This window comes from Neobacillus niacini, assembly GCF_031457145.1.
Classification (GTDB): domain Bacteria; phylum Bacillota; class Bacilli; order Bacillales; family Cytobacillaceae; genus Neobacillus; species Neobacillus niacini_J.
The window spans coordinates 674,807-695,519 of sequence record NZ_JAVDVZ010000002.1; the positions used below are offsets into that span (position 1 = coordinate 674,807).

The following is a 20,713-nucleotide window of genomic DNA, read 5'->3' on the forward strand; positions in this document are numbered from 1 at the left end:
ATTTACTTATTGTTTTGTTCTGGCCAAAAGTTCCTCAAGACAAATTTTATCTATTAATAAAAATCCGTTTAGGATCTTAGCCATCCCTTTATAAAATCCTGTATCTGCACTTATGCTCACCTTTTCACAAAATTGAGGTGTCCAATTCAATAGATGTTCCTTTAAGAAGGAATTTTGATCGACAACAGTTTTATATAGCTGTTCGACGTTTTCTTCTTTCACTAGGTCGGTTAATAAATTGCTCAAATGATACATAAAATCAAGTTCTAAACCTAAATGGTCTTCGGCTTCACGACCAAATTGCATTGAAAGCAAATTGTTCTTTAAATACAATCTTCTAACTTGTAAGGTCTCCTCTTGAAAAAGAAGCCCATCCTTATTCACGTAAGCAGATTCCCAAATTGGAACTGGGACCTGATATGGACCAATGAACATTCTTGTATAATCCCAATGTAGCTGTTCGAAATTTTTATCAATCGTAAAGGTCTTTAAGTAGTTGCTAACTTGTTCAATTCCTTCATTAAGTTTCATATTTTCATCCTTAAAAGGAAAAGAATCGATAATCCCATTTTGTAGTTGCGTGACTACTTCCTTAGTTGGTTCTGCCAAAAACACTCTTCTTAAAATATCGTAAGCAAAAGTACGCAGCTCCAAAAGATCTTGAGTTTCAGTTAAATCATTAACTGATAGCTGATTCATTGTCATGCACCTCTTTCTATTGAAACAAAAATGACTCTCTCTGGTTTAATTATATCTGCAGGAATTTACAAAGTCTTTATCCCAAAAATAGAATTAACCGCTTCAATTTTGTATCGGATGACAATGAGATTTGTCGACTATATGGACAATGAGAATCACTTTTAATACAAAAAAAAACACACCATTGGTATGTTTTTTATTAAACCCAATATCGTTTTTTAGGCTTTTGCGGGATAAATCTTATTGATGGCTTGGTTAATCGAGGATTAAAAAAACCATCTATTTTTGTGACGCTTTTTACCATAGGCTCCTCATATAAATCAATCAGTTGGAGAGCAGATGTGGTGCATGCTTGAACACAGGATGGAAGGAATCCTTTATGCTGTCGCAGATTACACATATTGCACTTCTCTACTTTTCGATTATCTGGGTTATATTGAATCGCGCCATAAGGACAAGCAGAAAGACAAATACCACATCCATCACAAAGGTCGTTGTTCAATTCGACAATACCGTCTTGCCTCTTCATGAAAGCATTATTCGAACATACTCGAAAACATTCTGGGCTGTCACAATGATTACAAGAAATGGAGAGAAAGTGATTGTTATTGATTGATTTTACCCGTCGAAAGCTTACGTTGGTAGATTGGTTATTTTCATTTAAGCATGCGATTGTACAGGCATTACAGCCGATACACCGATCAACAGTGAATAAAAAACCAAGTTGTTTAATCATTGCCTCTTTCCCCTCTTCCTTAAGGACACATAAAAATCATAAAAGGGTGTACTCCCTCGTTTTTCTGCCTGGTTTAACTCACTGCCTTTCCTGCCGCCAATTAATAGATTAATTGGAATGTCCCCGCCTTGATTTATTACAACTGTATTTTCTGGGAGTGTTTTATCCAATTCTATTTCCCCATAAACCTCGCCATTTTCATTATAGATCATTACTTGTTCTCCGTTCTTTAGATCCAGATTCTTTGCAGATGTTTCATTTATAAAAAGAATACCTGCCTTTGAATCATTATTTAACCAAGATAAGTTTTCGAATTGAGAATGGATCCTTAATAAGGATTGAGGTGTTAGCAAAATAAATTTATTTTTATTTGTCTGAACTTCGGTTTGGCATATTGGGAGTGCTGGTAAACCGTCTTGAACGGCTTTCTTCGATTTAAAGATAAAGGGTTTTTCTCTCTTTTCTAATTCTTGGCCAATTTTATGAAATTGAGATTGTAAGTGAAAAGGTCGTTTAAGAAGTTGCTCCCATGAAGTCAGTCCATATCTTACTTTTACTTCGTCATTTATTTCCTGCTTAATCCAATCAATTGCTTCAAGCTCAGCTGGAAACGATGAAAAATCAGCTACTTTTCCATTCAATACTTTAACAAGTCCCCTGACAATTTCTAAATCGCTTTTTGCCTCATAATAGGGTTCAATTGCTTTCTGATTTAATGAAAGCCAGTGGTTCCAATAGCTAACATGAAGGTCCATCGCTTCGAATTGAGTTGTTGTAGGTAAAACCAAGTCAGCCATTTCCGCTGTCTGTGTCATATACAAATCTGTGGTTACAACCAATTCCACTTGGTCTAGCAATCGATACCATTCAGATAGATGCTGATCCTGACTTAAAGGGTTTCTACTATTAATCCATAGGAACATTACTGGTGGATCACTAAATTGCATCGCCTCTTCAGCGAAATAATTAATATTCACCTTACGGTTAAGCTGATTTGGTTTCCCTTGCTTACTCATTGATAAAGGAAACCTCTCACTTTCTGGATGGAAGTAATAGAGCCCACCGTTTGGAATAAACCGATTCTCAGTCACGGTAACTAATGCATCAATTGCCCTTATATCTTGAACACTTGTTAATTTTCTTTGCAAACCAAAACCAATCCATGTCGATATTGGGGAGGTATGTGAGTATAAATAGGCAATCTCCCTGATTGCCTCCTCGGGCACACCTGTCATTCTAGTCACGTCAGCTAAGCTAACTTGATTAATTTCCTCCAAAAAAGCTTCCCCACCCTCAATAAGTTGGTTAAGATTTTCTGTATTGAACCATTTATTTTGAAGAATGACTTTTATCATTCCCATCGTAAGATAGCCATCCATCCCTGGACGAATTTGAACATAAATATCAGCTAATTTTGCAGTCTCTGTAAAAATCGGATCAATAACAACAAAAGTAGCGCCTTTATCTCTTGCTCTTAAAATGAATTTCATTTGATGAATATTCGTCCTTGCAGGGTTCGCTCCCCACAAGACAATCATATTCGAATGAACCATTCTTTCAGGTGGTGGATTGTATTCAATTGGAACATTGTATTTTAAAGCTTCCCGTCCTGTCGATAAACATGGATTCCCAATTGGTTGTGTATGAGGACCGAAGCTTTCAAACATTCCTTGTAATGCTTGATGAAGAAAACCTGTATTACCCGAAAAGGAGTTATATCCTAGAGACAGATTAGAGTCGTACCGTTTATTTAGCTCTAGCATTTTATTCGCGATCACTTCAAATGCTTCATCCCAACTGATTCTCTTCCAATTTCCAGACCCTCTTTTTGTCTGCATTAAAGGATATTTCAGGCGTTCCTGACTGTAAACATACTGTGTATAGGCATAACCCTTTGCACATAGTTTCCCTTCCGTATACCCATGTTTCCTATCTCCCATAACTTTGACTAGTTTTCCATTTTCAACGAAAGATAGCATGCTGCATGTGGAATAACAGTTACGCGGGCAAACATTCCGATATACTTTAGGTTCCTTTTGCTCAAACTTCCCCATCATGTGACAACTCCTAAAAGTGTTTCAAGTTATCTAAATGTTTTATTTTAAATGCAACGGCAAAATTGATGATTGTTTGTAGATCACTTAAATCAAGTTGCAACAACTCTTCTATTCTTTTTAATCGATACCGAAGGGTATTACGATGAAGAAACATCGCTTCTGATGCTTGCTTTAAATCACAGTTATTTATTATATAGCCCTCAAGTGTCTCGATAAGCGCCATCTCGGATTGTCGATCAATTCTTTGTAATTCTCCTAAAATATCTTTTTCAAACTCTTTTAGTTCTTGAAAATCATGATTGTATAATAGCTTCAACAGCCCAATATCACTAAAAAAAGTCACATCACCCTGGATATTTCCCCCTTCAAGGATCTTGGCAATTTTTGCTTCTTGGTAGCATCGGAACAATTCTGTTGAGCGATCATAAATTCTCCCAACCCCCACTGTTAATGAACGCCTCCCTAGGTATGAGCTAGAATCTTTTCTTAAAGTTTCAATAACTTGGAGGATAAAATGACGACTATTCTTAAAATCTTCATTTTCAACTAATGGAAGAATAATGACCAGTTCTTCCCGCTTTTTCAATATCAAAGGAATGATTCCAAGTCTTATTAGCGTATTTTCAAAAATACGATAGACCCTCTCTAACAATTCATTATCCATTGAGAAATGTTCGTAATCATGGAGTTCAAATGTAATGACCGTATGGGGCAAAGAAAAATCCGCTCCCCAAAGCTCGCCTTTAGACATAATATCCGTTATCGATTTAATGTTTCCATATAATAAATCAAAAATAAAAGAATCCTTGTATCTTTGTCCTATTTGTTTTAATTGAAGGTGCTTTTTTTGTTCAATATTTATAAATTTGGCCAACTGACCTGCAGCAACTTCCAAATGAATTTTCTCATTTGATTCTACTAGTGAGGCCTTTTTAAGGAACAGGTACCCAATTAATCTTCCATTTTCATACAAAGGAACACTATCGGCATCCCACAACTCATCTGTTACATTATTTTTAATAGAAAAAGTATGGTCCCCATAAACTTCAACGATTTCGGAGGTAAATACTTTCCCTTCTTCCGTTACGTAAACAATCGGTTGAAAAATGTCATCCGTTAATAAAGTGTCGCATCCTAAGAAAAGGGCAAATTGCCTAATCAGTCCAGGAAATCCATTCCCATTATTCAATTCATCTAATAAATCATTAAAAAACATACGTAACAGTTTGTCTTCGAGCATATCCCCCACCTCAGCTTTACTAGTTTAGCATTCTCGGTAACTTATTTTCTCATAATTTAAAGACTAATCTCGCTCAAATAAGTACGGTTTAATGAATTTTAGTTTCGGTTCCTGTGCACCATCATGAAGGTATCTTGGTTTAAAAAAAGATATTTCTCTGATACAGTCTCCCGCTCAAGCCACAGGAAAATCGTCAAAAAGCCAGGCATTACCGGGCCTGGCAAAGGTTTTTTCATTATCAGACCAGGAACTCCAATGTTAGATAACATTCTTATTCAAGCCTTCGTATCTATTAATGGGAAGAAAGATATCCTAATCCTTCTTGTTTTGTACATATCACACATTTTTCATCATGTTCTCGTAATGTTTCAAATGAATTTTTACAAACATTGCATGTTTTATTTAAAACCGGATACTGAACATCATTTACTTTCATAATTTTATCTTCTATTGTAATCGCTTTTTCCGGACAAACATCAACGCATAACTGACAATACGAACATGTTTGGGCTGTTAGTGTAAAACCTGTTTCTGTTATATCTAGACATTTTTTCGAACATAGAAACATGCACGCTTTGCATAAGGAACACTTGCTTACGTCAACTGAAATAGCAGTAAACTGATAATCAGGGTAGTATTTTGCTAAATCTAATTGATCATGGTTAAATCGCCATTTAGCCGGTGCTACTTGCTTCATTAGTGATTCGCTTTCTTTTTTCCAAAATGAAAAAAGTTCTCTTCGTGAATAACGATCTTCTTCCATTTCTAAGGCTTTTATTGTTATGAAGAAAGGTTCTTTCTCCAATTGCTTTAACATTACATTCGCTTCATCAACAACATGCTTCCATGGCTCTATAGTAGTCGTATTTTCACTAATTAGCTCGTTAACACCTTTTTTGTGAAGGACAAGCAGTTCTTTAACAGTTGGTTTGTGATCACTTGTTATCACAAGCTTGTTCTCTGTGACCGTTCTTTTTGGAAATATACCGGCCACAGCTTGAACGGGACAAGCTGAAATACAATTCCCACATTCTACACAGTTTTTCCGTAAAATAACCGGCTTTCCTTTCACAAATGAAATCGCCTCTTCCTCGCAAACATCAAGACACTTCTCACATGTGGAACGTGGACTTCGATGATGAGTACAGGATGTTAATATTTCATATTCATAATCAAGACTCTCTACCCATTTACTCAATAAACCCATCTGATCCACCCCACAATAGATTTTTTACTAATTTTCTTAAGCAGTACCCCTTATCTTTACATATATTGGATATCACTTGTTTCAAAAAGAACAGGTGTTGTCCATTCGATTTTAACTTCACGGATATTGTTATCTTTTCCATCAAACTCCACAACATTTGAGGATATCACTATATCTATATTGTTTTTCCTGAGTTTTTCTATTGATTTAATTGGAAATTGAATATAGTCGAATTGAGAATTCATCTCGAAAGCTACATGGTTTTGCTCCAAGATTTCCTTTACTTTTTTAATATCCTTTCCAAATGCTTTTGCAGTCTTGAAGAAATAGTCTCTTTCAGAGAAAATGTATGTCTCACCAAGATCTTGATGATGATTCTGCTGAAAAATTTGACCCGTAAACTTATTTTCCAGTGAGCAGTAATGAACACCAAGCTTAAGATTTTGCTTTATGGCGAAATCGACTAATTCCAAGCAGTGCTGCTCGCTTCCATCCACGGCTAATCCTCCTGCATACCAATAGTTATAGTACACATCATAAGGCGGGTTCTTAAGAGTGAAATCCCTTTCACTAAAAGCTTGGGCATTTTCTAGCGGGAAACAAAACTCCAACAAATTAATTCCAAATATATCCATTTTATCCAATGTTAATAGAAGTTGTTTCATTTCTTCCAGCTTGCCAGGGATAACTGGCATTTCTACTAAAACATTAGGAATATATTTTTTTGCCTGGTCAATTTTGCCTAAAATATGTTTTCTTTTTTGCTCTGAATCTTCCATTTTAATACTAAATCGGATTTCATTTAAGCCGTATTTTTGTAAATTTTGGAGTATTTCTTCATCCAGAAGATCCCCGGCAGTATAAAGTCTTGTATATGTTTCTGGCGTGCGTTCCTGTGCTAATTTGAAAAAATTAACGGCTTCTTCTTTGTGAAGCAGAGGTTCTCCTCCGGTTAAAGCAAGGTGTTTTAAAGTAACACCACTTTCAAGAAGTTCGTTTAAATCTTGATTTACATTTTTTTGATGTTTCACATAGAAAGAGTAATCATCTTGATTTTTGTTGAAGCAAAAATAGCAATCCCTATGACATTTTAAAGAAACAAAGGTTGTATAGCTTCCTGTTCCGGTTTGGCATGCCTCACACGCACTTGAGATTCTACCATTTGAAACAATGCTGTGATCATTATTTCTAAATAACGCTCCAGCTTTTTTTAGTTTAGTCTTTTGTTCTGTTTCTATTTTCCCTAAATTACTTTTCTCAAGAGGGAGGCCAAAAGACTCTATTGTGCTTAATGTATTGTTCTGAACAGAAAGATGTATTTGACTATAATTAACAAGTGTTTTATTTTTAATACGGGAAATGGTACTAGCATTTATATCTGAAATCATTCCATCCACCCTTTTTATAGTTTTTTATATCAATAAATTAAAAAATATTAATAACGTAATTAGATGTGTGAATCTTTGCACATGTGATTATATCAAAGACGATTATCTGTTCTGCTTGAACATAGAGAGAGTTCAAATAAAGTTCTTAATTATATGAACAATTAATGAAAAGTGAAAATAATTATCAAGTAGAACTGCTATTTTTAACCATTTTCCTTACATTCTCTGTGATTTGTATCTCACCCGTTGAAACTTATCAACCCATTGGCATTGGTCTATTGCGAAATGTTTCTGAACGATTGAGCAAGTGTACTTTTAATTCCACACCGTAACAACAAATAGCACCATTCCTTATTTAAGAATGGCGGCAAATCCCCAAAAAATCCAGAATATTTTCATTGTTTATTTTGTTTTTCAACATTAAGAATGGTAGTAATCAATATTGATTACTTCCATTCTTTCCCTTTAGTTACTAAACTTGTTTTTCTCTCATTGCCTTTGGAATATAAACACAGAATGGTTCACTTTCTAGATAATCTCCTGTCATAGCATAGGCTCTTGACCTTGAACCACCGCATACATGACGGAATTCACATACGCCGCATTTTCCTTTATAGAGATCTGGATTTCTAAGTGATTGGAAAATTGGTGACTCTCGATAAATTTCTGCTAACGGTGTTTCACGTACATTCCCAGCTTTAACTGGTAATAATCCGCTTGGGTATACATCTCCAATATGTGAGATGAAGACAAAACCATTTCCATCATTCACGCCTTTAGGCGCTCGTCCAAGTCCGTCAATCGAGCCTGTTAATCCTTGTTCTGTTAAGGCACTTAAATAATTTATTTCCTCTGTCTGATTTTTTGCTTCGCGCATCTTTTGCTGAATAACAACACGGCGATAATGCTGGGCAGCGGTAGTCTTAATATCGAAGGAAACACGCTTACTAAGGTCATATAGCCATCTGAATACTTTCTCGTGCTCAACAGGTGATATCATATCTGACTCTTGTCCTCTGCCTGTTGGAACAAGGAAAAAGACACTCCAAAGGACACATTCTAAATCCTCAACCATTTTTGCCATTTCATCAAGATACTCTATATTATATCTAGATATTACTGTGTTGATTTGAATTGGAATTTCAAGTTCATGCAAATATTTAATTCTTTGCATTGTAAGGTCGAAGGATCCAACAGTTCCACGGAAATGATCATGAACGGCAGCTGTCGGTCCATCAATACTAAATGCCCATCGAGAAAGACCAACTTCCTTAGCCTTTTCAATTGCTTCTTTCGTAACATTCGGTGTTGCACTTGGAGTCATAGAAACCCTAACACCTTTTTCTACTGCATATTTAGCTATATCAAAAACATCTTGTCTCATTAATGGGTCTCCACCTGTAAAGACAAGCATTGGATTATTCATTTCATATATTTGATCAATTAGGTTCTTGCCTTCTTCAAATGATAGTTCACGTGGGTCTCTTTTTAATTGAGCTTCTGCACGACAGTGTAAACAAGCTAGTTGGCATGCTCGTGTTAGTTCCCAAATAACAATAAATGGATCTTTATTAAAATCTCGGCCAAAAGCCATATGAAACGCCTCCTAAAACGGCTATTTCAAATTCAAACAGCCTTATTACCTGTATTATAAAGGGGATTCCACTATCTATAAGTGAACTACCTCACATTACGTGCAAATATATTAGTCCTTTTTGTGAAGACTAGATGCGGATAGCAAAATTTAGCTGCGGATGGCACGTTTTAGTTGCGGATAGCAGAAAAAAAAACAGCAGAATGGTTTCTGCTGTTTTTTGATACTTTTCTTATCGGATACCCAAAGCAATCTTTGCATATCGAGACATCATTTCCTTGTTCCATGGCGGGTTAAAGACAATATTAACCTCTACTTCTTTTACTTCAGGAATATCAGCTAATGCTCTTTTCACTTGGTCAACAATCGTTCCTGCTAATGGGCAACCCATCGATGTTAATGTCATGGTAATCGTTACATTACCTTCATCATCCATTTCGGCATCGTATACTAAACCTAGATTTACAATATCGACACCTAATTCTGGATCGATAACAAGCTCTAATGCACCCATAATATTCTCTTTTAATTCTTCATTCATTTTATAAAACACTCCTTTTATTTTAATAAATGTTTCTCAAACCATTCAACAGTGGCTTTTAAACCTTCCCTGCTAACCTTATGATCAGCTTTGTCATCCGTTATGAAGTGAATGTTACCACAATTACCCTTAATGGATTGATAAAATTGGTAGGTTAACGCATAAGGTACGATTGGATCCTTTTTACCGTGCCAAAATAATAATGGTCGATTTTCTAGTTTTTCCCGGTGGAGACTCAAATCATATTGACGAAGCACAGTAAATTGCTCAGCAATTTGCTCATTTGTAAAAGGTAGGTTAACCCCGAGACTTTGCATTTGTTCCAATTGCCAATGTAAATATTTTTCAAATGCTGGCATGCCCATTAAGCTGACTGCAGTTTTAATCCATTTATATTTGGTCAAAGCACCTAGGGTTACCATACCGCCCATTGAAGTTCCAGCTAACCCAATTTTCTCCTCGTCAACTAATCCCTTATTGACATAGTATTCCTTATAATCGTTTAATTCATGGATTGTCTTAATGACAATTTCCCAAAAATGACTGTATAAATCCTTCTCGGTTAATCCTTGCTCTCTTTCACCATGATATAATGCCTCTGGTAAGATGACTCGAAACCCCTTTTCTGCTAAAAAATATGCATAATGAAGATTATGCTCCTTTGCACTGGTGAATCCATGGACAAAAATAATGAGTGGTAATTTCTTTTGTTGTCCACTATTATTCACGATATGTAAGAAAGGATTATTATTTAGCAAACTTTTTTCAACGATAATCACTTAGGCAGAACCCCCTGGGCAAATTAAATTATAACTGAATTCATATTCTTATGAAGTGAATTTTTTTACAGGTTCGGTATAAAATTGTTAACATAGGATTTATACACATTTGTTTTCCCAAAGAGAATTCATAGTTGTAGTGTAACATTTCATTCACCAATTTTCTAAAGCTTAGACTTATTGTATAAAAAACAAGCAAAGAAGGAGTAAATATGGCAGAAAAACATTTAATAGCATTGGATTTAGATGGTACCCTATTGAAAGATGATAAAACCATTTCTGCAAAAACAAAAAACGTTTTAAGTAAAGCAAGAGAAGCAGGACACGTGGTGATGATTGCAACCGGAAGACCTTTTCGTTCAAGTGAACCATATTATAAAGAGCTGAAGTTAGACACTCCGATTGTTAATTTTAATGGTGCTTTTATGCATCACCCACTCGATTCAAGCTGGGGATTTTATCATGATCCTCTAGACATTAAAGTCGCTAAGGATATTGTGGAAGCATGCCGCTCTTTTCAATTTCATAATATTATTGCAGAAGTAATTGATGAGGTTTATTTCCATTACCATGACGAAAAGCTCTTAGATATTTTCGGTATGGGCAATCCATCAGTAACTACAGGCGATTTGCGGGATTACTTAAAAGATTCTCCAACAAGTTTGTTAATTCATACGGAGGAAGATCAATTAAAGCAAATCCGCAAGCATTTGTCAGATGTTCACGCTGAGGTAATTGATCATCGTAGCTGGGCAGCACCATGGCATGTAATTGAAATTATTAAAACTGGCTTAAGCAAGGCTGTAGGTTTAAAAAAAGCATCAGATTATTTTAACATTCCTCCTGAAAGAATTATTGCTTTTGGTGATGAAGATAATGATTTAGAGATGCTTGAATACGCCGGCCGTGGTGTAGCAATGGGAAATGCTATTGACAAAGTTAAAAGTATTGCTAATGAAGTAACCCTGACAAATGAAGAGGACGGTATCGGAGTATATTTGTCAGATTTGTTAAACTTAAAGTAATGAATAGTGTTTCACCAGAGTTTACCTAAATGAAATACTCGACTTTGCGCATACTAATTTTTGTGAGGCACTATCACTGCTTCATACCAAGCTCACCAAATTGGAGGGATTTGCAATGGGTAAACGAAACAAATCGAAACGCTTTGTCCAGCAAGGAGTGGATACTGTTAGTAAGCATTCTGAACGTATTCCTTACCACATGACCTACGCTGAAGCGGAAGCCCAAAAAATGGCCAATGTGCGTGAATCCTCGCTTGGGGGAATATAACGATGGGAAACCAGTTGTTCCAAGAAGCAAGAAGATTTGTTGAGATGGCGAAATCTGCCGACCCTGTTGAACGTGATTCTGTGGTTTCGAAAGCTAAGAATGCCTTAAGTTCTGCTTTCGCAAATTCAACAGTAGCAGAACAACGTCAGCTCCAAGAAATGCAAAATGAGCTTGAACAAATCCAATAATGGAAAAGCTGGCACGTTAATGACTCGTGCCAGCTTTTCTATTTCACCTATATTCCCTATCTATTCACGCCTAAAGAAACCATAGATTCCTGTTGTCTGAAGGATATTTGTAAAAGCATTGGGATCAACCTCCATAATGATTCTTTCTAAATCATATAGTTCATAACGGGTAATAACAATCATCAGCAAGTCTCTAGGTTCGTTTGAAAAGGCTCCCTTTGCAGGGACCATCGTAATCCCTCTAACAAGCTGCGAATGAATAGCTGTTTTTAGTTCGTCTGCTTTTTTAGTAATAATCATCGCAGTTAGTTTCGCGTGTCTTGTATGGATGGCATCAATTACTCTCGTAGTAGCATACAAGGATACAATCGTATAAAGGGCCTTTTCCCACCCATAAAGGAATCCAGCAGTGATAATAATAAGAGAATTTAGAGTAAATATATAATTACCAATTGGCTTGTCTTTCATTCTTGACAAAACCATAGCAATTATGTCTAAACCACCCGTTGACGCCCCCCATTTTAAGGTTAATCCCACACCCACCGCTAATATTACACCTCCAAAAACGGAATTAAGGAGAATATCTTTTGATACTTGGTGAATTGGAATTAGTTCTAAAAATAAAGATGATAAGGCAACACTTAGAAAACTATATATGGTAAACGACCTTCCAACCTTAAACCAGCCCAGGATAGCTACAGGAATATTTAATATCAATAATAAAATACCCATTGAAACATTAAGTGGTGTTTGCTCACTTAAAACTTTTGAAAGCAATTGAGCTATTCCGGTAAATCCGCTTGAATAAACATTTGCGGGAACTAAAAATAGGTTAATTGCTAATGCATTAAGAATTGCACCGACAATGACTATTACTATTTTTTTGGTTTGGTGCCATAACAAGTGCAGCATCTCCTTCATGAAAGTATTTTCCACTTTGATAATTGTTTTTTTTGCATGAAACCGATAAACTGAAACTAAACTATAATTGCTTGAAAGCAGGTGAGCTTAATGCCGGTAAAAATACTAGCTGACAGCGCATGCGATTTACCAAAGGATTTTTACACAGAACATAATGTCACCTTATTTCCATTAAAAGTCCATGTCGAAGGGCAGGAATATGAGGATGTAAGAACCATTGACCCAAAAACTGTTTATGACGCTATCCGTAATGGGGATGTACCAAAAACCTCCCAAGTATCTCCTTTATTATTTGAAGAGGTATTTACAAGAATGGCTGAAAATAACGAAAATGGAATATATATTGCTTTCTCCTCTGAATTATCTGGTACATATCAGACATCTGTTATGATTCTTGACCAAGTGAAGGAAAAATATCCAAACTTTAATTTTACAATCGTGAATACTAAGTGTGCTTCACTTGGTTACGGATTAGTTGTAAGAGAAGCAGCGAGGCTTGCGGAAGAAAATATTTCAAAAGAAGAAGTTTTAAAGGATGTCCTTTTTAGAAGTGAGCATATGGAGCATTTGTTTACGGTAGAGGACTTAGATTATTTAGCAAAAGGCGGACGTGTTTCAAAAGCTTCAGCCTTTTTGGGTGGATTGCTAAATATTAAACCCATCCTAAATGTTGAAGACGGAAAACTCGTTCCGATAGAAAAAATCCGGGGGAAAAAGAAAGTTTATCGTCGGATACTTGATCTCATGAAAGAACGCGGAGCCGACTTTAAGGACCAAGTAGTTGGAATAAGCCATGCTGATGCCTATGAAACAGCTCTAGAAGTAAAGGCGATGTTTGAGGAAGAATTACATCCAAAAGAAGTTTACATTACAGATATAGGAGCAGTAATTGGTGCTCACACAGGACCGGGGACCATCGCGATATTCTTTTTAAACAAACTGCCATCATAATTTTATCTAAAAAAATAAGCGGGTAAGTTCCCGCTTATTTTTATTTATGGTCTGTTTTTTTCGAATATTGATTTTTACCAGCTTGACGATTTTTTTCACGCATCATATTTTTCTCATGACTTAATGCATTATTGTCCTTCGCTTTTTTATCATTATCTGATGTATGCGGCATAACGATACCCCTTTCAAAATTCCTTCAGTGTATAGTGTCCGTCATTTAGAATAGGAGTATGTATAGGATTTTAATCTTTTTTCACGTACGTCCAGCTTCCTTCTTGATACACTCTGCCTTCTTTCATAAGTTTTCCGAGAGCACGTTTAAATGCTCCTTTACTTAACTGAAATCGTTCCTGTATTTCCTCTGGCATACTTTTGTCATTAAAAGGCATAGCCCCATTTCGACTCATTAAATATTCAAAAATACGTTCAGAATCTAAATCCTGTGATTCCTGTTTCCTTGCAAGTAAAGAAACATTGACTGTTCCATCTTCCTTAACATCAATAATTCGCCCTTCAACCTTCTGTCCTAAACGAGGCTCTGTCTGTCTTTGCGACTCATGGATAAAACCTTTAAAGCCCTCAATGGTATAGATCCAGCTGCCTACCTTTGCTGTTCGATAGATATGCCCCTGAATATTTTTGTTAAAATCCATTCTTGTCGCTTTTATCGAAATCGAATCAATAATAGGGTCCGTTGCAAGACGTGCATATAAAAGATAATTGTTATTCACCCTTAAGGTAACATAAACCAAATCGCCTTCTTTTGGCCAGACCGACTTATGGACAGGGAGATCATCGATTCCTAACAATAAATCCTTTTTAAGACCAATATCTAAAAACACTCCAACATTAGGGTTGCTATCGACTACTTTTAGCCAAGCATATTTACCAATCGCAATTTCAGGTATGGTTGTAGAGGCAGATGTTCTTCCTTCTGAATCGACATAAAGGAACACCTCAACACTTTCATCTAGTTCGTATTCTCGGTCTGCCTCATTTATATGCAACAATACATCTTCATTTCCATCTGATAAAAAATACCCGAATTCCGCTTTTCGTGCTACAGTTAAGGTTACAGTTTGACCAACAAGTTCTTGTAAAGACATTTTTACTCACCTTTTCTCTTCATTTGAGTTTTTCCCAAGGTTGTTTGAACTGATATATTTTACTATAATATAGCCATAAAGGGAAACTTTAGCAAAATCAATATAAATACTTATTAACTGGAGGTTTAACGATGGCAAAAGATGAATCATTTGATATTGTATCCAAAGTAGAATTTACCGAGGTCACTAATGCAATTACTGCGACGATGAAGGAAATAAAGACACGTTATGATTTTAAGGGCAGTAAAAGTGAGGTATCACTAGATAAAGAAGATCTCGTTCTTGTTTCAGATGATGAATATAAAATGGATCAGCTTAAAGACGTCCTACTTGGCAGATTGATTAAAAGAGGTATACCCGTTAAAAATCTCGATTATGGGAAAATGGAAAAAGCCTCTGGCGGGACTGTACGCCAACGAGCAAAACTTGTTCAAGGTATCGATAAAGAAAATGCTAAAAAAATTAACACCATTATTAAAAATAGTGGTCTTAAGGTGAAAAGCCAAGTCCAAGATGATCAAGTCCGAGTTAGTGGCAAAAACCGTGATGACTTACAAAAAATCATTTCATTGGTACGTGAAGCTGACCTCACTGTCGATGTTCAGTTTATAAACTATAGATAAAAATACAAGGTGAAAAGGAGATTTCCTTTTCACCTTTTTTAATATTTTCGTCCAATTATCTCAAACTAAAATGGTAAATAACCTTGGAGGTAGGATGAATGACCAATAATAAACAACAACAGAAGGCATTTCCACCACAGCACCAGAACCATCAGCCAGGAATTGAAAGTGAAATGAATCCTAGACCGGTTTCAGTAGATCCAAATTATAAAAGTGCCGGAAAATTAACCGGTAAGACTGCGATTATTACTGGCGGAGATAGTGGTATCGGTAAATCAATAGCGATTTATTTTGCCAAAGAAGGTGCGGATGTAGCCATTATCTACTTAGAGGAGCATCAGGATGCTGACGAAACAAAGGAACTGATTGAAGCAGAAGGACGTAAATGCCTGCTTTTTTCCGGTGACATCGGCAATGAAGATTTTTGCAAGGAGACTGTTAAGAAAACCATCGATCAATTCGGAAAAATTGATATTTTAGTAAATAATGCAGCAGAGCAGCACCCGCAAAAAAGTCTGTTAGATATCACCTCAGCACAGCTAGAAAGGACGTTTCAGACGAATATTTATTCATACTTCTATATGTCTAAAATGGTACTGCCACATTTGAAACAAGGGGCATCAATTATCAATACTTCTTCCATTACTGCCTATCAAGGAAATGAGCAATTACTGGATTACTCAGCAACGAAAGGTGCCATCGTAACCTTCACACGTTCACTAGCAAAATCGCTTGCACCACAAGGAATTAGAGTAAATGGCGTCGCTCCGGGACCAATCTGGACACCGTTAATTCCCTCAACCTTCTCTGAGAACCAAGTCGAAAGCTTTGGAACAGATACACCAATGGGCAGAGCCGGTCAGCCGTATGAACTTGCTCCATGCTATGTATACCTTGCTTCTGACGATTCTTCCTACGTAAGTGGACAAATACTCCATGTCAACGGTGGAACCATTGTAAACGGGTAGGAAAGATATAAAAAAATGCGATACCTCAGTATCGCATTTTTTATCTAGGTTGTTTTCGTAAAGATTGTTGTTAAAATCCTAAAGCCGATTTTAACGTGGAAATAGTTATTTTGCGCGTTAGAATTTAGTTTGCAGGCTCTGTTCTTAGTCGAATTATTATATTTTCTGTAGAAACTTAGCATAATCATTAAATTTTGTTCGAAAAAGCAACAAAGTTTAAGAAAAGAGCCTTATCTAACTCTTCTCTTCCTAATTTTTATTATAAAAATAGCGAACAAGACATAGACGACAATTAATGATCCGATTAGTGGCAAATTAATTCCACTCTTTTTGGCTAAGACATAAACTTCCGCTTCATCTCTGTCGATAATGAGGTCATATCGATCATCCTTACTCCGGACAAGGTCACCTTTTAGCAACCCTCGCAGTTCTTTTCCTCCCTCAATTTGGTCGTTATTTAACGTTACGTTTTGAGATTCACTTGTATTATTAATGGCAATAATCGCTGTCTCATCTTGGTATACTCGTTTATATACTGCCATTCCATCTTTTTCATAAAGCATTTCCATACTTCCTCTTGTCAAAGAAGGAAGTTGATTTCTTAATTCACCAAGCTTGGTAATATAATCGATCAACTCTTTTTCTGTCCGAAAATTCATAGGCTGACGATTATCTGGAATTTCTCCGCCATTTAAAGCAATTTCACTGCCATAAAAGACAACGGGAATTCCAGGTGTTGAATAAATATAGGTTAGAGCAGTCTTCCAGCGCGCCCCTGGAAAATGTTTATTCTTTACGATATCTCTGGTAAACCGAGTAGTCATTTCGTTATCAAAAAATAGTGGCTGCATCTCTGGTTTTTGAACCTTATTATCATTCAACGGGCTAAATGATTGATTGGTGGCAGCGAAGACATTTCTCAAATTTCCACTATATTGATAATCAGTAATGCTATCGATTCCAGCACTTTTATAAGTATCAAGGTCAACCGTACTGTTGGCAGCGGTTATCCCTAATAGGAAAAAGTTTTCCTTTTCCTTTTTTATCTCTCGTGAAAATTCGCTCCAAAAGGACTCAGGTACATAATTTACTTCTGGAAGACTATAACCGTCTATATCGGTTTCGTTTATCCACCACTTAGCTGCGTCCAATATGTATTCTTTGACTTCAGGGTTGTCCTGATTAAGATCAGGCAGACCATTCACCCAGCCATTTTTGATTTCATCCTGATTATTCAAATCACTAATCTCACGATACTCATTGAACCAGTTTCGTTTTGATGAATCTTTCACCCACGGGTGTTCTGGAGAGACATTATTGGTTACAAAATCAATGATGACCTTCATATCTCGTTTATGTGCCTCTTGAACCAGTTTCTTAAATGTTTTGAGCGATCCAAAATGCTCATCCGTTTTATAAAAATCATTCACCCAATAGCCATGGTATCCACCATCAGTATTATCAAATATCGAAGTCAGCCGGATTGCTGTGAAGCCCATATCCTTTAAATAATCCAACTTATCCATAACCCCCTGGAAATCTCCGCCATTGTAGGCTAACGGGTCTTGCGTATTAACATCAATGTCATTTTTTGTATTGGCATCAAAAAAACGATCTACCATAATAGAATAAATGGTTTCATCCTGCCATTCTCGGTTTTCTCTCTCTATCGCTGCATATGCTGGTACCGATGAAATAACTAAAGTACAAATAAAAATGAGTGTAATCAAGGCTTTTTTCATCTTCAATCCCCTTCCATACACTCATTTTAATCTAATTAAGTGTTGAATCCAACTTTTAACGTTACCGATTTACTATGTTAATATTGTAATCTTTAAACCAAATATCTAGTTGAACAAAGTATGCTAATAGCTGCGGGCCTGACATCAACTGACCAAACCATGGCTCTTTGAATGAATTTCCACCAGATTCAACGAGTTCATTTAATAAATCACGATTGAATAATTCAAGTAGTACTGAGGACTTATCTGTTAATATATCCTTCATTCGCTTTTGGACAGCCAGTGTATATTCTGGATTATGGGTTTTTGGATAAGGACTTTTCTTTCGATATAGTACTTCCTCAGGAAGAATTCCTTCAAAGGCTTTTCTCAAGATTCCCTTTTCCCTGCCATGGACCATTTTTATATCCCATGGGATGTTCCAGACATATTCTACAAGACGATGGTCGGCAAAAGGAACTCTGACTTCAAGGCTTGCTCCCATACTCATCCTATCTTTTCGGTCAAGCAACGTTGTCATAAAATGTGTCATATTAATATAAAAAAGCTCACGCCGTTTTGATTCTTCCAAGCTTTCCCCATCTAATTTAGGTGTTTCGAGGATGGCTTGATTATACTTTTCAATCACATAATCCTTTAATCTTAGTTTTTTCTGCCAATCGGCTCTTAATAAATTATTTCGCTCATTTATGGAACGCATCCACGGGAAACTCGGTCTCTCTAAATCTTCCTTGCGATGAAACCAAGGATACCCTCCAAAAATCTCATCGGCACATTCTCCAGATAGACTTACTACAAAATCCTTTTTAATTTCCTTACAAAACCAAAGTAAAGAGGAATCTATGTCAGCCATACCAGGACAATCTCGAACATGAACCGCTTCTGTTAAGTCCTTCACTAATTGTTGCTGAGATATTGTTTTATAATGGTGCTTTGTACCATACTCATCTGTTACAATGTTAATCCATTTCTCATCCGCATTTGGTTGAAATTCATTTGCTTTAAAAAAGAGATCGTTTCCTTCATAGTCAATCGAATACGTATGAAGCTGACCTTTCCCTTGGTCTTTAAAACCTTGTGCAGCAATGGCTGTAATAATACTTGAATCCAGACCGCCTGATAAGAAGGTAGAAAGTGGAACATCGGATACTAGCTGCCTTGTTACCGCATCTGTTACCAAATAACGTACTTTTTCAGCACTTTCTTCTACGCTATCCTTATGGACATCGCTCTTAACATTCCAGTAACGCCATATTTTTAAGCCCTTTTTTGAAAAGGTTAAAGCATGAGCCGGTCTTAACTCTTTAATGCTCTTAAAGATACCAGAGCCAGGTGACCTCGAAGGTCCTAAACCGAAAATTTCAGCCAGCCCCTCATATTCTAACTCTGTTTTCATTTCAGGGTTGGCCAGGATGGCCTTAATTTCTGAAGCAAATAAAAAACCTTTATTTAATTCAGTAAAAAACAATGGTTTAACCCCTAATCGATCACGACCGATAAACAGTTGTTCTCTCTGCTGATCCCAAATGGCAAAGGCATAGATTCCGTTTAAATAATTTACACACTCTTCCGCCCATTCTATATAGGCAGATAACAGAACTTCTGTATCAGAATGACCTTTGAAAGAATATCCTTTAGTAAGGAGAACTTTGCGGATATCTTCGGTATTATATAGTTCACCATTGTAGCAAATGGTGTACTCTTTACCTTCCTTATGCTTCGTCATTGGCTGTCTTCCGCCCTCAGGGTCAACTACAATTAGACGCTTATGGCCAAACCCTACATGTGTTTGAACCCAGAGGTTTGTTTCATCTGGACCCCTTCTGGCTAGTGTATTGGTCATCTTTTCAACCGTATCTTTTTCTTTTCTAATATCTTTAGTAAAATCAATCCATCCTGATACTCCGCACATATAACTCTCCTCTCTCCAACAAATGAAAACTGGATTTCATTACATGCTGTTATTCTATTCAGCCCAATTTATTTGGAAAATTGTCCAAATTAAAGATAAACAAGTTATAAAATCTCACAAAGATGTCTACAAAGTAAAATGAAAGCATTAGGCACGGAGGTTAAAAATGAATCGACAACAGAGAATTAAACTAATGGATTTTCAACTGAGGGCCTATAATGAAGGTTCAGTTGAACAGATAAGTGATCAATGGATCTTTTTTGATGAAGAAACTGAAGAAGCTGCTATGTTGGATGATTTCCTTCAGCAAGAAATAGAAATATTTCGAGTGAATCGTTGGAAGAAAGGAATCTTAATCGAGTCTGGAAAGATCCGAAGTGGAAATGATATTATTATGCTTCGTGACCATGATTTGGTTAGAATAAGAAAGCATTTAATATATTCGTTGGAAAGACTTCTAGAGGGAATGAATGATGACGCCTTTTTTCAATTTGTCACGACCTTGAACTCGTTAGATTTTTCTATATTTGATTGTATTTATTGTTACAATCACCTATCCTTCTTATCGGAAGAAAATCGTAGAGATGGGGTAAACTTTATTGTTTTTGATAACCAAGAACAAATTTGTAATGTTCAGCATCATTTTTGTTACTTCGAAAAGGTAAATGACCGCTTTGAATTCACGATAAATACGGGGAAAAGACTGGTCATTGAGAAAATGATATCTTAAAAACAAAGGTGTGTTTTTCTTATCGAAAAACACACCTT

General features: G+C 36.3%; 21 protein-coding genes. 7 read left to right on the forward strand and 14 right to left on the reverse strand.

What is annotated here, in order from left to right; genetic code table 11:
* Positions 1–6 precede the first annotated feature (6 nt).
* The 9 genes from J2Y03_RS08120 to J2Y03_RS08160 form a co-directional block, all read right to left on the reverse strand.
* Positions 7–699, reverse strand: coding sequence for a TorD/DmsD family molecular chaperone (locus tag J2Y03_RS08120; protein WP_310192691.1), 693 nt, complete (start codon positions 697–699; stop codon positions 7–9).
* Positions 700–898: 199 nt separating this feature from the next.
* Complete coding sequence (locus tag J2Y03_RS08125; RefSeq protein ID WP_310192692.1) at positions 899–1,435, reverse strand: 4Fe-4S dicluster domain-containing protein; 537 nt, start codon at positions 1,433–1,435, stop codon at positions 899–901.
* Entirely contained in the window at positions 1,432–3,489 is a 2,058-nt protein-coding gene (locus J2Y03_RS08130; protein WP_310192694.1) for a molybdopterin-dependent oxidoreductase, read from the reverse strand. The genes J2Y03_RS08125 and J2Y03_RS08130 overlap by 4 nt, the downstream gene beginning before the upstream one ends.
* Before the next feature lie 13 nt (positions 3,490–3,502).
* Entirely contained in the window at positions 3,503–4,732 is a 1,230-nt protein-coding gene (locus J2Y03_RS08135; protein WP_310192696.1) for a PucR family transcriptional regulator, read from the reverse strand.
* A 292-nt stretch (positions 4,733–5,024) separates the two neighbouring features.
* Entirely contained in the window at positions 5,025–5,939 is a 915-nt protein-coding gene (locus tag J2Y03_RS08140) for a 4Fe-4S dicluster domain-containing protein (RefSeq protein WP_310192699.1), read from the reverse strand.
* 56 nt (positions 5,940–5,995) lie between these two features.
* Entirely contained in the window at positions 5,996–7,327 is a 1,332-nt protein-coding gene (locus J2Y03_RS08145; protein ID WP_310192701.1) for a radical SAM protein, read from the reverse strand.
* Between the two features lie 472 nt (positions 7,328–7,799).
* Positions 7,800–8,921, reverse strand: coding sequence for a TIGR04053 family radical SAM/SPASM domain-containing protein (locus J2Y03_RS08150; RefSeq protein WP_310192703.1), 1,122 nt, complete (start codon positions 8,919–8,921; stop codon positions 7,800–7,802).
* Between the two features lie 232 nt (positions 8,922–9,153).
* Positions 9,154–9,462, reverse strand: a complete 309-nt coding sequence (locus J2Y03_RS08155; protein WP_095248602.1) for a metal-sulfur cluster assembly factor — start codon at positions 9,460–9,462, stop codon at positions 9,154–9,156.
* A gap of 17 nt (positions 9,463–9,479) precedes the next feature.
* Entirely contained in the window at positions 9,480–10,241 is a 762-nt protein-coding gene (locus J2Y03_RS08160) for an alpha/beta fold hydrolase (protein WP_310192705.1), read from the reverse strand.
* Positions 10,242–10,453: 212 nt separating this feature from the next.
* Between J2Y03_RS08160 and J2Y03_RS08165 the strand changes: the two genes are divergently transcribed.
* From J2Y03_RS08165 to J2Y03_RS08175, 3 genes are all read left to right on the forward strand, one after another.
* Entirely contained in the window at positions 10,454–11,266 is an 813-nt protein-coding gene (locus J2Y03_RS08165; RefSeq protein ID WP_132085503.1) for a Cof-type HAD-IIB family hydrolase, read from the forward strand.
* Between the two features lie 115 nt (positions 11,267–11,381).
* Positions 11,382–11,534 (forward strand): hypothetical protein, encoded by a 153-nt coding sequence (locus J2Y03_RS08170; protein ID WP_165902987.1) that lies wholly within the window; start codon positions 11,382–11,384, stop codon positions 11,532–11,534.
* A gap of 2 nt (positions 11,535–11,536) precedes the next feature.
* Positions 11,537–11,722: a DUF3813 domain-containing protein gene (locus J2Y03_RS08175; RefSeq protein WP_132085501.1), complete on the forward strand. Its 186-nt coding sequence runs from the start codon at positions 11,537–11,539 to the stop codon at positions 11,720–11,722.
* Between the two features lie 60 nt (positions 11,723–11,782).
* Here J2Y03_RS08175 and J2Y03_RS08180 read toward each other — a convergent pair whose 3' ends face one another.
* Entirely contained in the window at positions 11,783–12,625 is an 843-nt protein-coding gene (locus J2Y03_RS08180) for a YitT family protein (RefSeq protein ID WP_310192710.1), read from the reverse strand.
* Positions 12,626–12,733: 108 nt separating this feature from the next.
* Between J2Y03_RS08180 and J2Y03_RS08185 the strand changes: the two genes are divergently transcribed.
* A complete protein-coding gene (locus tag J2Y03_RS08185) occupies positions 12,734–13,594 on the forward strand; it encodes a DegV family protein (protein ID WP_310192712.1) in 861 nt (286 codons plus the stop codon).
* A 40-nt stretch (positions 13,595–13,634) separates the two neighbouring features.
* On the opposite strand, the gene J2Y03_RS08190 is transcribed toward J2Y03_RS08185, so the two are convergent.
* Both J2Y03_RS08190 and J2Y03_RS08195 read right to left on the reverse strand, forming a co-directional pair.
* The gene (locus J2Y03_RS08190) at positions 13,635–13,766 is read right to left on the reverse strand and encodes a DUF3941 domain-containing protein (RefSeq protein WP_132085495.1); all 132 of its coding nucleotides are present in this window, start codon (positions 13,764–13,766) and stop codon (positions 13,635–13,637) included.
* A gap of 70 nt (positions 13,767–13,836) precedes the next feature.
* Positions 13,837–14,700 (reverse strand): CvfB family protein, encoded by an 864-nt coding sequence (locus J2Y03_RS08195; RefSeq protein ID WP_310192715.1) that lies wholly within the window; start codon positions 14,698–14,700, stop codon positions 13,837–13,839.
* A gap of 131 nt (positions 14,701–14,831) precedes the next feature.
* Here J2Y03_RS08195 and J2Y03_RS08200 point away from each other — a divergent pair, with 131 nt between their 5' ends.
* On the forward strand, positions 14,832–15,323 hold the full coding sequence (locus tag J2Y03_RS08200; protein WP_310192716.1) for a YajQ family cyclic di-GMP-binding protein: 492 nt from the start codon (positions 14,832–14,834) through the stop codon (positions 15,321–15,323).
* A 98-nt stretch (positions 15,324–15,421) separates the two neighbouring features.
* Complete coding sequence (locus J2Y03_RS08205; RefSeq protein ID WP_310192718.1) at positions 15,422–16,291, forward strand: SDR family oxidoreductase; 870 nt, start codon at positions 15,422–15,424, stop codon at positions 16,289–16,291.
* A 230-nt stretch (positions 16,292–16,521) separates the two neighbouring features.
* On the opposite strand, the gene J2Y03_RS08210 is transcribed toward J2Y03_RS08205, so the two are convergent.
* Entirely contained in the window at positions 16,522–18,033 is a 1,512-nt protein-coding gene (locus J2Y03_RS08210) for an alpha-amylase family glycosyl hydrolase (RefSeq protein ID WP_310192719.1), read from the reverse strand.
* A gap of 61 nt (positions 18,034–18,094) precedes the next feature.
* Positions 18,095–19,945 (reverse strand): asparagine synthase (glutamine-hydrolyzing), encoded by a 1,851-nt coding sequence (asnB, locus tag J2Y03_RS08215; protein WP_310192721.1) that lies wholly within the window; start codon positions 19,943–19,945, stop codon positions 18,095–18,097.
* Positions 19,946–20,111: 166 nt separating this feature from the next.
* Here asnB and J2Y03_RS08220 point away from each other — a divergent pair, with 166 nt between their 5' ends.
* Complete coding sequence (locus tag J2Y03_RS08220; RefSeq protein WP_132085483.1) at positions 20,112–20,675, forward strand: DUF2777 domain-containing protein; 564 nt, start codon at positions 20,112–20,114, stop codon at positions 20,673–20,675.
* Positions 20,676–20,713: the final 38 nt, after the last annotated feature.